The organism is Velazquezella soli (assembly GCF_977018685.1).
The window spans coordinates 2044924-2059949 of sequence record NZ_CDRNXF010000004.1 but is presented as its reverse complement, the minus strand read 5'-3'; the positions used below and the strand labels follow the sequence as shown (position 1 = coordinate 2059949).

Below are 15026 nucleotides of genomic sequence, written 5' to 3'. Positions count from 1 at the left end.
TCCCATCCCTTTGCGCATTGCCTGACGGTCCCTATATAGCGACAAACAGTTTTGGGACGACACCTTGCCGCCAGCGCTCACCAGTATCACCGACGACGCGAAGATTGCTCTCGATAATCTCGCCGATCGCGCATCGAACTTGGTCAATCCGTCGATGCGGCTTGGCGTTACCGGCTTGTCGCGTGCCGGCAAGACGGTGTTCATCTCGTCGCTTGTCCACAATCTCCTGAACGGCGGCCGACTGCCGCTGTTCGAGGCAATGCGCTCCGGCCGGGTCTCGCAGGCGCGGCTCGAGCAGCAGCCGGACGACGCGATACCGCGCTTCCAGTATGAGGATCACATCGACGCACTGGTGCGCGAACGGATCTGGCCGGACTCGACGCGCGCGATCTCGGAACTCCGCGTCACGCTGGAATACCAGAGCGCGAGTGGATGGAACCGGATGTTTTCCCGCGGCCGGCTGTCGATCGACATTGTCGACTATCCCGGCGAATGGCTGCTCGATCTGCCGCTGCTGGCACAGGATTACGAGACCTTCAGCCGCAACACGGTAGCCCTTGCCCGTACCGGCATTCGCGCCGAGTTGTCGAAGGACTGGCTTTCGTTCGCCTCCGGCATAGACATGGACGCACCGGCGGACGAAGGAACCGCGCGTCGGCTGGCCGAGAGTTTTGCGGCCTACCTGAAAGCCTGCAAATCCGATGAGCGCTCGCTCTCCACCCTGCCGCCCGGGCGATTTCTGATGCCCGGCGACCTGGAAGGTTCGCCCGCCCTCACCTTTGCGCCCCTCGCCGATCTTCCGGATACGCCGGCCCCGAAGGGGTCGTTCCGGGCGATGATGGAGCGCCGCTACGACGCCTACAAGACAATCGTCGTCAAACCCTTCTTCCGCGAGCATTTCGCGCGTCTCGACCGGCAGATCGTGCTGATCGACGCGCTCCAGGCGATCAACCGTGGCCCTGAGGCCGTGCAGGATCTGGAACGCGCACTGACCGACGTACTCGCCTGCTTCCGTCCCGGCCACAACAGCTTCTTCTCGTCGCTGGTCGGCCGGCGCATCGACAAGGTGCTGGTCGCAGCCACCAAGGCCGACCATCTGCATCACGAAAGCCACGACCGGCTGGAACGCCTGACCGGCCGCCTCGTCGACCGCGCCATCGAGCGGATCGGCATGGCCGGCGCCGGCATCGACGTGATGGCAATCGCCTCCGTGCGCGCCACGCGTGAAGCTTCCGTGAAGGACGGCAGTCACCAACTGCCGGTCATCGTCGGCACACCGATGGCAGGCGAAACCATCAATGGCGAAGTCTTCGACGGCACGCGGCAGACGGCGATCTTCCCTGGCGACCTTCCGGCCGACCCGGAAGCCTTGTTTCGGCAGCTCGGTCAGCCGGGCTCCGAGCTTCCGGATGTCAACGTGGTGCGCTTCCGTCCCCCGGCTCTCGACGAAAAGGGCGGCATTACCCTATCGGTCCCGCATATCAGGCTCGACCGCGCCATGCAGTTTCTGCTGGGAGATCGCCTCGCATGACCGACCGCAAGATCACCGATGACCGCCGCCGCCCAACTTCCTTCGTCGTAGACGACGACATTCCGACTAAAGAAGAGCCGCAGACCCACCCGAACCGCGCACCCCGCCGGTTTGACGATGGCATCGCCATCACGCCGGACGAGCTCGATCCGTTCATCAGCCCGCAGGAACTTTCACCAGACGCGCTGGCCGTCGCCGTGCCGGTGAAGCGGAAGCGTTTCTCCTTCGCCAACCTCGCGGCCGCGGCCTTCGGCACGTTCCTGTCGCTTGCGTTCGGCCTCTGGGCGGATCGGATCATCCGGGATCTCTTTGCACGGTCCGACTGGCTCGGTTACGCCGCAGCGGCAGCGTTGGGCGTCGGCATCGTCGCGCTTCTGGTCATGGTCGGTCGCGAAATCATCGGGATGATGCGGCTTGCTGCGGTCCAGACGCTGAAGACGCAAGCGGAAGACGCCCTGAAATCGCCAAGGCCGACGGCAGCCAGAACCGTCGTCGCCGCGCTCACGAAACTGACAGGTCACCGGGCGGAGACCGCCCGCGGACGTGCCGCGCTCGATGCGACGAAAGACGACATCATCGACGGGCCACAACTCATCGATCTCGCCGAGCGAGAACTCCTGTCGCCGCTCGACCGGCAGGCACGCGTCCTCATTCTTGGCGCCTCGAAACGGGTCTCGGTCGTCACCGCTGTCAGCCCCCGCGCGGTCGTTGATCTCGTCTATGTCCTGTTCGAGGTGACACGACTGATCCGCGCGATGGCGGACCTCTACGGCGGGCGCCCAGGCACGCTCGGACTGTTGAAGCTCATGCGGGACGTGATGGCGCATCTGGCGGTAACAGGTTCGATCGCGGTTGGAGACGGAATCGCGCAGCAGGTTCTGGGCCATGGTTTGGCATCGAGGCTTTCAAGCAAACTCGGCGAAGGTGTCATCAACGGCCTACTGACGGCGCGTATAGGCATTGCCGCGATGGATCTTTGCCGCCCACTTCCCTTCCGCGCTGTGAAGCGCCCGGGGATCGGCGATTTCATGTCCGACATCTCTCCCGTCGGCCCGCGCAAGACCGATTGATCGCGCCTCTGTGACCCTTAATGACCCGAAAAGATACCAGTCATTAACCATTCCAAGCTAATTTGCGAGGCACTTGAAGTTTCTGGTTTCCAAGGGAAAGCACATGTATTCGCGCTTCTTTTCGCTTTTCGGTGGCATCGTTGCACTGACCATCGCAACTGCTCCCGCCCTGGCACCGGAGGCCTCCGCGGCTTCGCGTGACAAATCCTTTTTCCAGCAGGTCGGTGGCGTCTGGAAGGGTCCGGGCGAAATCGTCGCGGGCAAGTACAAGGGTACGAAGTTCAGCTGCAACCTGATTGGCGCTGCACAGCCGGATGGCACTGTCGGCATCAAGCTCGATGGCACCTGCCGCGTCGGCGTTTTCCAGCAGCCGATGTCCGCGGTCATCAGCCAGAGCAGCACCGGCTATTCCGGCAAGTTCCTGGACGGCGCCCAGGGCAAGGGCCTCGACATCGTCTCCGGCTCCGTCAATGGCGACAAGGTCGTGATGGGCATCAACCGTGCCCAGCTGAACGGCGCCATGGTCGCCAGCCTGCGCGGCGAGAACAAGATGAACATCACCATTTCGGTGAAGGTCGAAGACCAGATGGTGCCCGTGATCGGCCTGTCGCTGGATCGCGATCTGGATTCGATCGCCGTCGGTTCGATCAAGCCCTAATCCACCAATCCCTGTCTGCGTCAGCGATCCTAATGCCTTCGATGTCCGCCTCTGCCAGCCAGTCGCGGACATTTTTCTGTCCGAGGACCATTTCGGGCGCGACATCGGCAAGCGGCATCATCACAAAGCCCCTCGCCGTCATGCGCGGATGGGGAAGCTCCAGCGTCTCGGAGTGATACGCGCTGTCGCCGTAGGTCAGGATGTCGATATCGATGGTTCTCGGGCCCCAGCGCTCGACGCGCTCACGCTTGCGCCGCCTTTCCATATCAAGACAGACATCGAGAAGCGACTCGGGATGAAGCGAGGTCTCGATCAGGGCGCAGCAGTTCAGGAACTCGGCCTGATCCGTCTTTCCCCATGGCGGCGTGGCATAAAGCCGGGATACGGCGAGCACCCGACAGTCCGATCGGGCATCGAGTTCCCTCAACGCATCTGCCATCGCAGCCCGCGGATCACCGACGTTACCGCCGAGCCCAAGGGCTACCAATTTCATCGAGCCGTCACGCGACATGCTCGATCCTCACTTCGGCATGATCAAGAATTCCCGGGATCGGCACGCTCGGCTTGCGCACCGTCACCTCGACCCTTCGGATCTGCGACGACCAGGCGCAAAGCGCCCTAGCAATGTCCTTGGCCAGCGTCTCGATCAGGTTGCGGCGCGTGCCGGTCACGATCCTCTCGACGATTTCATAGGCTTTGCCATAGTGCACGGTGCTCTCGACGTTGTCGTCCTCCAGCGCTTCTTCGGCATCCACATGCATGACGAGATCGACATAGAATCGCTGACCGAGCCTCTCTTCTTCCGCAAAGGCTCCATGACGAGCGAAGAAGGCGCAGTTTTTCAAGGCGATGCTGTAGGTCCCCATCAGCTCTCCTCCCGTTGCGCCGCACGGGACGCCAGAACCGCATCTGCCATCAGCAGGGCATCGCGGTTGGCCGCGACATTATGAACCCGGAAGATCGCCGCACCAGCGAGTCGGAGGATCGCAGTCGTTGCAGCCGTGCCGATATCCCGCTGATCGGCCGGATCCCGCATCGTGACTGAACCGACAAACCGCTTCCGCGACGTCCCGGCGAGCAAGGGAAATCCGAGTGACTGCAACTCGCGAAAGCGGGCGATCAGTTCCATGTCGTCGTCCCGGTTCTTGGCAAATCCGAACCCGGGATCGAGCACGATCGCCGCATCCTTGATCCCGGCAGCATGCGCGATCTTGAGAGACCGCGTGAGGAAATACTGCTGGTCTTCGATCATGTCCGCACGTCGATCCGTCCGGTCGCGTCCCGTATGCATGATGCAGATACCGGCACCTGTCTCGGCCGCGACGTCAGCCATATCGGGTTCGCGCTGAAGTCCATGTACGTCATTGATGACGTGGGCGCCGGCAGCCATCGCCAGCCGCGCCGTTACCGCACGATAGGTATCGACCGAGATGATAGCGTCGGTTTCGCCGACAAGCTTCTCGATCACCGGCAGGATGCGATCCTGTTCTTCGGCAGGCGTCACCGCCGCCGCGCCGGGCCGTGTCGATTCGCCACCGATATCGAGGATGGCAGCACCTTCGGCGACGCAGCTCAGCGCATGCCGCACGGCGCCATCCGTTTGCGCATGCCGACCGCCGTCGGAAAACGAGTCTGGGGTCACGTTGACGATCGCCATGATATGGCCTTGCGCGCCGAGTTCCAGCACGCGTCCGCGCGCCAATTGCCAGTGCGTGTTGCGCCGCGATATCACCGGCCAATCATCTTTGGAGAGTTGACGCAAAATTCAGGGACCTCGTGTTGCGCTTGGTCTCGCTATGCCCCAAGCTCTTTTAAAGTTCAACGTTGCAGGCCACAGAATGTTTTCAATGCGCGCGGTTCGCCGTCTCATCGGTACCGTACTTCTTGCAGGCGTCTTCGCCTCTCCCGCATCGGCCGCACCGATCATCACCAAGACTTACTCGTATTTTCAGATCGGCGGCAAAACTGCCGAAGACCTCGACAAGGAGCTGGAAAAACGCGGTCCGCTGACCCGCACGACCGGCCACCGTCATCCCGGTGCAACCGAAATCAAATTCGGCGGGGAAGTGACCTATGTCGAGCGCGCCAATCGCTGCACGGTCGGCGCCGCAAGGGTCACACTGCGTACCCATATCGTTCTGCCACGCTGGATCAATCGACGTCGTGCAGACGCGGATCTTGGCATGATATGGGACACGCTTTCGGCAGACATCAAGCGCCACGAAGAACGCCATGCCGAGATTGCCCGCACTCATGCCCGCATTCTCGAGAGACAGCTTCTGGACCTATCGACGCCCAGCAGTTGCGATAGTCTCGAGAAGAAGGTCGCCGATGCGACTCGCGATCTTCTGGAAGCACACGACCGGGAACAGATGCGGTTCGACCAGGTCGAGTCGAAGAACTTCGACGAGCGGATGACCCGTCTTCTGAAATACCGGATGAAGCGCGACTGATCGGGCAGCGAAAGACGACATCGATCGGCACAGCCAATCCACCGACCCGTAGCCCGAACTTTCCCGAGACTTGCGCGGAGCTTTCGCACCACCCTGTCATTCATCGGTGACTTATAACAATATACTAATGTGTGTGTCTGGGCTAAAACCGTAGCAACAGAACGGCGCTGCCAACGACCCATATCAAGGGTCATCCAGCCGCCCGCGATCCCGGCCACGGTGCCCGGATCCACCCGTTCAGGCGCCGCAAATGTTCGCGGCCGCGATCAGGCACTTGGACCGAGAGAGGTCCCGCGTTGTTGCCTTGTACAAGCTTCACAGGTCTCCCCGGCGCAATTGCGGCCGCAGGCGTTTTCCTCCCTCGCCTTGCGGCTATGCGCCTGCCTTGCCTCGCTTGCGCTAACTGCGCAGCGAGGCATTTTTTTGGAAGAGGGTCGTCTGGTTTGGTTCAGGCCTGACGTTCTGGAACGTGCACGATCAGACCGTCGAGATCGGCCTTGATCTTGATCTGACAGGACAGCCGCGAGGTCGGCTTCACCTCGAAGGCGAAGTCGAGCATGTCTTCTTCCATCGCTGCCGGAGGACCGACCTTTTCGGTCCAGCCATCGTCGACATAGACATGACAGGTGGCACAGGCACAGGCGCCGCCGCATTCGGCCTCTATGCCTGGCACGGAATTGCGCACGGCGTTCTCCATTACCGTGGAGCCGTTGTCAGCTTCGATATCGAAGCGCGTACCGTCGAAGGCAACGAGGGTCAGTTTCGTCATGATCAGGAAATCCGCATTGAGTGGCAGTCTTGGCCGGTTGTCTTCCGATAAATCACCGGTCCAGTCAACACGAACGGACGACGCGCCGTTGTCTTGCGGCGCCCTCCAACTGTCACGGATCAGCGGCAGAGTTTCAGGATGAAGTTCTCGGCTTCCACGACACACGCGGCAAGCGCGGCCAAATGCGCGGCGTCGGCACCGTCTGCTTCGAGTTTTTCTGCAGCTTTGGAAACGCCGAACGCGCCGACCGCAGATGCAGCACCCCTCAGGCGATGCGCCGTCATCGCAACCCCGGCAGCGTCTGCGCCCGTCATCTCCTGCAGCGCCCGGCGGGCGTTGCGGGCAAACATCATCAGCACTTCGTTTTCCAGTGTCTTGTCGCCCATCGTCTGGCGGGCAAGATGCACGAGATCGATCGGGCGCGACTGCGAAGGACATGCCCCGCGCGGGCTAGTGGGCGTTGAAAAAGCAGTATTCGCCGCTGACATGAAACTCTGTTCCTCTTTGGGGCTCAATCATGCGTCCCAGTGATGCGGGACAGCGGCTGCCTATCCCGTTAAATTTCGGCACAATCACGGCGCAAATTTCGGGACATGGTTAATTTCCATCAACCTCACGGAATGTCAGGGGTTTCGACATTTTTCGTGGTTTAAATTCTGTTAACAACAAATCTGCTTTCCGGGCCGATCCCGGCCGAGCAATTGTGTGGAAGACACGAATGTGTCACTACAGGACGGTTGAGATGGGTGTGTAAACCATCCTGCGTCTGACGGCGGAACGGTGGTAAGCTTTCATTATCATCCGTTTGCAACAACGGCCGTTCGAATTGTGAGTAAAGTGGAATTGCGGCCAGCATGACGCACGGGCCGGGTTCCGGTCGGCGACCCGACTTCCAGCCTGCAGGCGGCAGAGCTGGAACGAAAGCGCCGGGTGAGTGTAACGAGGCGTAACCGCATGGCGAAGAAAACGAGCAGCGAGTCGGTCGATGAGACGGCTTTCCAGGCACTGGAAGAAGCGCTGAAGATCGACTTCAACGGCGAGCAGCCTCGCGCCCGACCAACTCAGACCGCTTCGGAGACCAGAGTGTCGGATACGCCAAGGCAGCGCTCCCCATCGTCCTCACAAAATCCGCAATCCGCTCCGCCTCGTCAGGCCGGTCCCGAAACGACAGCCCGACAGCCCGCTTTCGAGCCGGCCAATGATGCCGGTCGCCGCACCCCGAATGCGATTCTTCGCTCGCTCGAAGGCGGCTCGATCAAGAGCGCCGTCCGCAACGCCGCCATTATCTCGTTCTTCTGGGTTGTTGCGGGTATCGGTCTCGGCCAGCTGATCTACGGCAGCCAGCTGTGGGAATTCACCTCGGTCGCCGGCGTCCTCGCTGCACCGGGAATCGTCGCCCTCGTCGTCGGCATCCTGCTACCGATCATGCTGTTCTTCGCCTTCGCGATCATGATGGCGAGAGCTGCTGATCTGCGCAATGCGGCCCGCTCGATGGCGGAAGTGGCCCTGCGTCTCTCCGAACCGGAAACCATTGCCTCCGAGCGCATCATGTCGGTCGGCCAGGCTGTCCGCCGCGAAGTGTCTGCGATGAACGAAGGCATCGAGCGCACCATCGCACGTGCCTCCGAGCTGGAAACGCTGGTTCATTCCGAAGTCAACGCGCTGGAACGCAGTTATACAGACAACGAGCTGCGCGTCCGCGGCCTGGTTCACGAACTCGGCGCCGAGCGCGACGCGATCGTCAACCATGCGGAACGTATCCGCTCCTCGATCGTCGGCGTGCACGAGCAGCTGAAGGAAGACCTGTCGCTCTCGACAGAAGAGATCTCCGTTCGCCTTGCCACGTCAGGCGAGGCCTTTGCCTCGATGATCGACACCCGCGCCGCGTCTCTCATCGAAAAATCCGACGCTGCCGGTGAAGCGCTCAGCTCCCTGATGGCGGCCCGTGCCGAAAACCTCGTCTCGAGCCTGACATCGTCCGGTATCGCTCTGGCGACCGAGTTCGATATCCGCCTCGACACGCTCACATCGACCATGTCCGAACGCGGTCAGGAATTGCTCGGCCAGTTCGAAACCCGTGCGTCGACCATCGATGCCAACACCGAAAAGCTGAACGCCGCCCTCGCCGACCGCACCCGTCAGCTCAACGAGACGCTGCTTGCCCGCACCCGCGAAATCACCGAGGGTCTGAATGACAGCGAGAAGACGCTCGGCGGCACGCTGGACACGGCAATCGCCGCGCTCAACCGCTCGCTCGACCAGAAGAGCGCCACCTTCCGTCAGAGCCTGCAGACCGCTTCCGACGACGCGATCATGGATCTCGACCTGCGCTCCGGCCTGTTCGAAGACCGTCTCCAGGCAACCGTTGGCCAGCTTTCGGCAACCTTCGACGACGGCCTGTCGCATTTTACCACGGCATTCGACCAGCGCGCCGGCACGCTCGACAGCAAGCTGATGGACAGCCTCGCCCGCATCAACGAAACCGTCGCAGGCGGTTCGGATGCAATTGAAGGCATCCTGTCGTCCAGCATCGACCGGATCGGCAATGCACTAACCGACCAGTCGCTGGCGCTCGCAACGACGCTTGGAACCGGCCAGGAAGTGCTGGACTCCATGCTCGAAAACCGCGCCCGCGAATTTTCCGATGCGCTTGCTGCCCGCAGCAACGAAATCAGCCACAGCTTCGGCGACGCCCACAACAAGGTCGATGCCGTCATGGCTGAACGCGGCACGGCACTTGCCGCCGCACTCTCCGATAGCCAGGCCCGTTTCGAGGACGCCGTCGGTTCGCGTGCGGATGCCATCATCGATGCGGTCACCGGCAGCCACGATCGTCTTGCAGAAGTCCTCGACAGCCGCACCTCGGCAATCAGCGAGCTGATGTCGGGAACACCCGAGCGCCTGTCCTCGATGTTCGACGACAAGACTGAAGTCCTGTCGAAGGCGCTGTCCGACAGCGAGATCCGGCTCGGCAGCGAACTGGAGCGCAAGGTGACGAGCCTCGACACGACGCTTGCCGCCAACCGCGACCGCCTCGCTGAGATCTTCGATGACCGATCGATGGACATCGCGACTTCGCTTGCCCTGCACGAAGATCGCCTCACAGGCGCACTCGAAGAAAAGACGGCAGCTCTGATCGGCGCCGTATCGGATGCAGACAGCCGTATCGAACACACGTTCGCCGCTCGCGCCGAAGCAATCCGCACGGCCTATACGGACGGCCAGCTCGGTCTCGATCTCTCGCTCGAAAGCCACGTCTCCGAGCTTTCCCGCATCATCGACAGCGGCAGCGAACGGCTCGATAAGTCTGTCGGGGGTGCAGCCGAACGGATCGAAGCCACGTTGGCCGAACGCACCGAAGCAATCCGCAGCGTCTATCAGGACGGCCAGATTGGTCTCGACATCACGCTTGCGACCCAGACCTCGGAACTGGCGCGCATTCTCGACGGCGGCAGCGAACGCCTCGAGAATTCCGTAGAAGGGGTTGCCGGCCGCATTGAAGCTGCCTTTGCCGATCGCACCGACGCGATCCGCAACGCCTATCAGGAAGGTCAGCTCGGTCTCGACATTACACTCGAAACGCATGCCTCGGAACTCACCCGCATCATCGAAGGCGGCAGCGAGAAGCTTGAGACATCCGTCGGCGGCGCAGCCCAGCGCATCGAGAGCGCCTTCGCCGATCGTACCGAAGCGATCCGCAACGCCTATCAGGAAGGTCAGCTCGGTCTCGACATCTCGCTCGAAACCCACGCCTCGGAACTCACCCGCATCATCGAAGGCGGCAGCGAGAAGCTTGAGACATCCGTCGGCGGCGCAGCCCAGCGTATCGAAACGGCGTTCGCAGATCGTACCGACGCAATCCGCACGGCCTATCAGGAAGGTCAGCTCGGCCTCGACATCACACTCGAAACGCACGCTTCGGAACTTACCCGCATCATCGAAGGCGGCAGCGAGAAGCTTGAGACATCCGTCGGCGGCGCAGCCCAGCGGATCGAAAGCGCCTTCGCCGATCGCACCGATGCGATCCGCACCGCCTATCAGGAAGGTCAGCTCGGCCTCGACATCACACTCGAAACGCACGCTTCGGAACTCACCCGCATCATCCAGGGCGGTAGCGAGAAGCTTGAGACGTCCGTCGGCGGTGCAGCCCAGCGCATCGAAAGCGCCTTTGCCGATCGTACCGATGCCATCCGCAGCGCCTATCAGGAAGGCCAGCTCGGCCTCGACATAGCGCTCGAGACCCACGCCTCGGAACTGTCGCGCATCATCCAGTCCGGCAGCGCGCAGCTTGAGACATCCGTCGGCGGTGCAGCGGAACGCATCGAAAGCGCGTTTGCAGATCGCACGGATGCAATCCGCAGTGCCTACCAGGACGGCCAGCTCGGCCTCGACATCACGCTCGAAACCCAGGCTGCGGAACTGTCCCGCATCCTCGACGGTGGCAGCGCTCGTCTCGAAAACTCGGTCGGTGGCGCAGCCACACGTATTGAATCCGCCCTCACCGATGGCACCAGCCGCTTCGAAACCGGCATGGCCGATGGCCTGCAGCGGATGGACGAAACCTTCGACGCCACCCAGCAGCGGATTGCTGCAACGATCGGCCTCGGTCACCAGCAGCTCGCCGATACGCTTGCCACAGCCGGACAGGACATCGCGCAGACGCTCGGCGCCGCCAACTACGAGATTTCCTCGACGGTCGGTTCGGGCGCCCAGAACATCTCCCAGTCCGTCGGCGACGCAACGCGCAACATCGCCTCGACCTTGGATGGAGCAACCCGCACCATCAGCGACACGGTCGGCACCGCTGCCGTACAGATCTCAGGCGTCGTCGATACCGCAAGCCGCGACATATCCGAAAAGGTCACGACGGCACACGGTCAGATGGCCGAGACGCTCGACACCGCAAACCGCCAGCTCTCGTCTACACTCGATGGCGGCTACGAGCGCATTCGCTCGACACTCGAGGATCGCGGCGGCCTGATTGCCAGCACGCTCACCAATGCGCAAAACCATCTGGCCGACCTGATGCTGGATCAGGCAACATCGATCGGCGCCACCATCGCAACCAGCGCCGGCATGCTGGAAATGTCCCTCGAAGCCCAGCAGGAATCGCTGCGCGCCACGATCGACGGCGCCGGTGAAAACCTGGAAACGCGTCTGCGCGAAAACGTCGGCGCGATTGCAGGCCAGCTCAACGAAGCCGCCCGCGAAATCACAGCCTCCGCAGAGGGATTCTCGAGCCGCGTCGAAGAAACTGTCGGCGGCGTTTCTACCGCCCTCGATGGCGCCGGCACCCGGATAGAGACGACTTTCGGTGGTCTGGAAGAACGCATCCGCTCGGAACTGGGCAATGCGACCAGCCTGGTCGACACGGCCGGCAACAGTATCGCCGATGCACTCGGCGCCCGCACCGCGGAACTGGAGCGCGTTACCAGCCTTGCGACCGATCGCGTTTCTACCGTGATGAGTGATCGCACGGCCGAACTGGAGCGCTTGTCGGGAGAAACTGCAGACCGCATCAATCAGGCGCTCGCATCCCGCACGCAGGAATTTGAGCGCATCGGATCCGAAACGTCGGATCGGATCGCCGAAACGCTGGATACACGCACCGCCCGCATCGAAGAACGCCTCGGCACCATGGACCGGGCGCTCACCGTCGGCCTAGACGCCGTGTCGCGCACCATCGAAGGCAAGGCTGTCGGCCTCGCTTCCAGCCTCCGCGACGCCGTCAGCGCCGCAGCGCAGGGCATGGATAGCGAAGCCAGCCGTTCGGCAGAGCTTCTTGCCCGCGCCGGCGCAGACTTCACGGAAGAACTCAGTACCCGCAACGATGAGTTTGCCCGCTCGATCGAACAGCGCTCCAACGATATCGTCGACCGCATTTCGGAAACCCAGAACCGGCTTGCCGGTCAGGCGGCAACCGTGGCGCAGGCCTTCTCGGAAGCCGGCAACGCGATCGTCCACAAGGTCGCCGAAGCAGACAGCCTGGTGAAGAAGCAGGTCAACGCGATTTCGGAAGCCCTCGGCGATGCCGAAAAGGCGCTTGATGCCCGCGGCACGTCTCTGCGCGACACGCTTGCCGAAACCGCAGGCGAACTCGACAGCGCTCTTTCGGCCGTCGACAAGGCGCTCGCTGCCCGTGGCGAATCGATCCGCTCGTCGCTCGACAGCCGCACCCGCGACCTGAACTCGATGCTCTCAAGCCGTTCGGCCGAACTCTCCAAGCTGATCGACGAAAAAGCACGGCCACTGGTCGAGGAATATGCCGAGACCGGCCGGTCCGCCGCCGAGCGCATCAGCCAGGCTGCACAGGAAAGCGCCGAGCGCCTTTCCACGGCCGCCCGCGATACGACCGACCGCATCCGCAACGAGAACGACGCACTGGTGGAGGCGATTTCCGCCCGTACCAACGAGACGCTCGCTGCCATCAGCCAGCGGACAGAGAATGCCACCGGTGCCATGCGCGCCGTCGAGCAGAGCCTGTCGGCAAACGTCAACAGCCTGATCGAGCGCCTTGCCGAAAGCAATTCCGGCATCGCATCGCTGGTCGAACAGGCCGCCCGCAATCTCGGCCAGGCCGCAGACCGCGTCAGCGAACAGCTGTCCGACGCCGATCAGAAGCTCGATGCGACCGCCAACCGCTTTGCCGAGTCGGCCAACAGCGCGGCCGACCTCGTGCACGGTTCGAGCCGCCTGCTAGAAAACAACATCGATCGCCTGGTCAGCATTTCCGGCCAGACGCTCAGCCAGGTCGGCGGCATCGTCGGTCGCTTCGACGATCACTCCAAGGTTCTGGCCCAGGCATCCGAGCTGCTCGGCGCTGCCCAGTCGAACCTTGCCAGCACGCTCGACGAACGCCAGACGGCGCTCCGCACCCTCTCTGCCGGTCTCGTCAAGCGTTCGGAGGAAATCGAAGGCACGCTCAATGGTCTGACCTCGCTCGTCGATGGCGCCTTTACCCGCGCCGAAGATCGCACCTCGCAGATCGGCGCATCGCTGCGCGAAAGCCTGCACGCTTCCTTCGCCGATATCGGCCGCGGCCTGGGCGAAACCCAGCAGCGTGCCAACCTCACGGCCCAGGCTATGCGCGAGACGCTGAGCGAGGCTGGCAACGAGGCAAGCCGCGCCATCGAGACGACACTGTCGGATGCCGAGACACGCGCCCGCGATCTATCCGAACGCCTGCGCGGCAGCATCACCGGTTCGATGGGCGACATTGAGCGCCTGCTGGCCGACGCCGCAAACCGCACCGATGGCGCAGCCCAGCAGTTGCGCGATACGCTGCGGGTTTCGGTTGAAGAGGCGATCGGCCGCTTTACCGGCGCAACCGACGAGATCCGCCGCTCGGCCCAGGACATTCGCCAGGAACTCGATGCGACTCGCACCGAACTGAAGCGCGGCGCGTTCGATCTGCCCGAAGAAGCCAAGGAAAGCGCAGCCGCCATGCGCCGTGCCGTGGCTGAACAGATCAAGGCCCTGCAGGACATCTCGCAGCTAGTCGGCCGCTCCGCCCAGAGCCTCGACGTGTCCGAGCCGGTTGCAGTGTCGCGCCCTGCTCCGGTCGCCCAGCCGGCTCCGCAGCCGGCGGCCCCGCGCCCTGCAGCCCCGACGGCACCAGCCGCCGCGACAAGCGCACCGTTTGGCTCGTCTGTCCTTCGTGACAGTCTGCCACTCGATCGTCCGACGCCGAGCATCGCACAGGGCGTCAGCAAGCCGGTTTCCCAGGCGCCTTCACAGACGCCACCGGTAACGCAGGTTCTCGCACAACCTCAGGCCCCGGTCTCCCGCGCACCTGAAGCAACGCAGCGTCCAGGTGAAGGCGGCTGGATCAGCGATCTCCTTCGCGGTGCGTCTCGTGACGATACAGCCGGCACAGTTGCTCGCCAGCCGCAGCAGCCTGCACGCCCGGCAGCAGCCGAACCGGCCCAGCCGGTTCGCACCAACGGAGACAACCGCAACCCGCGCCACATGGTGGAATCGCTCAACTCTCTGTCGGTCGACATCGCCCGCGCGATCGATCACGACGCCTCGGTCGACCTCTGGCGCCGTTACCAGCGCGGCGAGCGCGACGTGTTCACACGCCGCCTCTACACGCTGAAGGGTCAGCAGACGTTCGACGACATCAAGCGGAAATACGAACGCGAGCCGGAATTCCGCACCGCCGTCGATCGCTACATCGCCGATTTCGAAAAGCTGCTCGCCGATGTCGCCCGCACAGATCGCGACAAGACGGTCACCCAGAGCTACCTGACCTCGGATACGGGCAAGGTCTACACCATGCTCGCCCACGCGGCCGGACGTTTCAGCTGATCGATCCATTCCGCAGGGAATGCCAAAAACAAGAAAAGCCGCCTTTCGGGGCGGCTTTTTCGTTGGCGGATAAACCCTGAAGAAGCTGTTGGCGAGAGGGGTACCCCGACTTCTCTCTTCCCAGCCCTTGTGCCGAAATTCCAGCGGCACGAGGTCTGTCGGGTCACAGACTCCTTCACTTCATGGACACGTACGGACTGGATCCCCGCCACAAGGGCGAGGATTAGAGGAGTTT

Annotated in this window: 10 protein-coding genes; 5 read left to right on the top strand and 5 right to left on the bottom strand. The window is 62.7% G+C overall.

Annotation, left to right across the window (positions count from 1 at the left end):
* Nucleotides 1-64 precede the first annotated feature (64 nt).
* From AC0JZ8_RS13435 to AC0JZ8_RS13425, 3 genes are all read left to right on the top strand, one after another.
* Nucleotides 65-1531, top strand: a complete 1467-nt coding sequence (locus AC0JZ8_RS13435) for a YcjX family GTP-binding protein (protein ID WP_430243351.1) — start codon at nt 65-67, stop codon at nt 1529-1531.
* Nucleotides 1528-2601, top strand: coding sequence for a YcjF family protein (locus AC0JZ8_RS13430; protein ID WP_192086423.1), 1074 nt, complete (start codon nt 1528-1530; stop codon nt 2599-2601). Before AC0JZ8_RS13435 ends, AC0JZ8_RS13430 begins: the two co-directional genes overlap by 4 nt.
* Before the next feature lie 103 nt (nt 2602-2704).
* Nucleotides 2705-3259, top strand: a complete 555-nt coding sequence (locus tag AC0JZ8_RS13425; protein ID WP_062456618.1) for a hypothetical protein — start codon at nt 2705-2707, stop codon at nt 3257-3259.
* Here the strand turns inward: AC0JZ8_RS13425 and folK are convergent.
* Genes folK through folP form a run of 3 tightly spaced genes read right to left on the bottom strand, consistent with a single transcriptional unit; the run spans nt 3249 to nt 4991 of the window.
* Complete coding sequence (gene folK / locus AC0JZ8_RS13420) at nt 3249-3770, bottom strand: 2-amino-4-hydroxy-6-hydroxymethyldihydropteridine diphosphokinase (protein ID WP_062456615.1); 522 nt, start codon at nt 3768-3770, stop codon at nt 3249-3251. The two genes, AC0JZ8_RS13425 and folK, sit on opposite strands and share 11 nt — an antisense overlap.
* Nucleotides 3760-4125 (bottom strand): dihydroneopterin aldolase, encoded by a 366-nt coding sequence (folB, locus tag AC0JZ8_RS13415; RefSeq protein ID WP_062456612.1) that lies wholly within the window; start codon nt 4123-4125, stop codon nt 3760-3762. Before folB ends, folK begins: the two co-directional genes overlap by 11 nt.
* Nucleotides 4125-4991 carry a dihydropteroate synthase gene (folP, locus tag AC0JZ8_RS13410; protein ID WP_062456609.1) on the bottom strand — a complete coding sequence of 289 codons (867 nt, stop codon included), beginning with the start codon at nt 4989-4991 and terminating at the stop codon, nt 4125-4127. Before folP ends, folB begins: the two co-directional genes overlap by 1 nt.
* A 106-nt stretch (nt 4992-5097) precedes the next feature.
* Here folP and AC0JZ8_RS13405 point away from each other — a divergent pair, with 106 nt between their 5' ends.
* On the top strand, nt 5098-5712 hold the full coding sequence (locus AC0JZ8_RS13405; RefSeq protein ID WP_082471927.1) for a DUF922 domain-containing Zn-dependent protease: 615 nt from the start codon (nt 5098-5100) through the stop codon (nt 5710-5712).
* 448 nt (nt 5713-6160) lie between these two features.
* On the opposite strand, the gene AC0JZ8_RS13400 is transcribed toward AC0JZ8_RS13405, so the two are convergent.
* Entirely contained in the window at nt 6161-6481 is a 321-nt protein-coding gene (locus tag AC0JZ8_RS13400; protein ID WP_062456606.1) for a 2Fe-2S iron-sulfur cluster-binding protein, read from the bottom strand.
* 119 nt (nt 6482-6600) lie between these two features.
* Complete coding sequence (locus tag AC0JZ8_RS13395) at nt 6601-6969, bottom strand: Hpt domain-containing protein (protein ID WP_325265104.1); 369 nt, start codon at nt 6967-6969, stop codon at nt 6601-6603.
* A 466-nt stretch (nt 6970-7435) separates the two neighbouring features.
* Between AC0JZ8_RS13395 and AC0JZ8_RS13390 the strand changes: the two genes are divergently transcribed.
* A complete protein-coding gene (locus tag AC0JZ8_RS13390; RefSeq protein ID WP_471892710.1) occupies nt 7436-14791 on the top strand; it encodes an apolipoprotein A-IV repeat region-like domain-containing protein in 7356 nt (2451 codons plus the stop codon).
* Nucleotides 14792-15026 lie beyond the last annotated feature (235 nt).

Coding starts and splice junctions, on each gene's coding strand:
- AC0JZ8_RS13425 (WP_062456618.1), top strand. CDS start 2,705: ATGTATTCGCGCTTCTTTTCGCTTTTCGGTGGCATCGTTGCACTGACC.
- AC0JZ8_RS13390 (WP_471892710.1), top strand. CDS start 7,436: ATGGCGAAGAAAACGAGCAGCGAGTCGGTCGATGAGACGGCTTTCCAG.
- AC0JZ8_RS13430 (WP_192086423.1), top strand. CDS start 1,528: ATGACCGACCGCAAGATCACCGATGACCGCCGCCGCCCAACTTCCTTC.
- AC0JZ8_RS13405 (WP_082471927.1), top strand. CDS start 5,098: ATGTTTTCAATGCGCGCGGTTCGCCGTCTCATCGGTACCGTACTTCTT.
- folB (WP_062456612.1), bottom strand. CDS start 4,125: ATGGGGACCTACAGCATCGCCTTGAAAAACTGCGCCTTCTTCGCTCGT.
- AC0JZ8_RS13400 (WP_062456606.1), bottom strand. CDS start 6,481: ATGACGAAACTGACCCTCGTTGCCTTCGACGGTACGCGCTTCGATATC.
- folK (WP_062456615.1), bottom strand. CDS start 3,770: ATGTCGCGTGACGGCTCGATGAAATTGGTAGCCCTTGGGCTCGGCGGT.
- AC0JZ8_RS13395 (WP_325265104.1), bottom strand. CDS start 6,969: ATGTCAGCGGCGAATACTGCTTTTTCAACGCCCACTAGCCCGCGCGGG.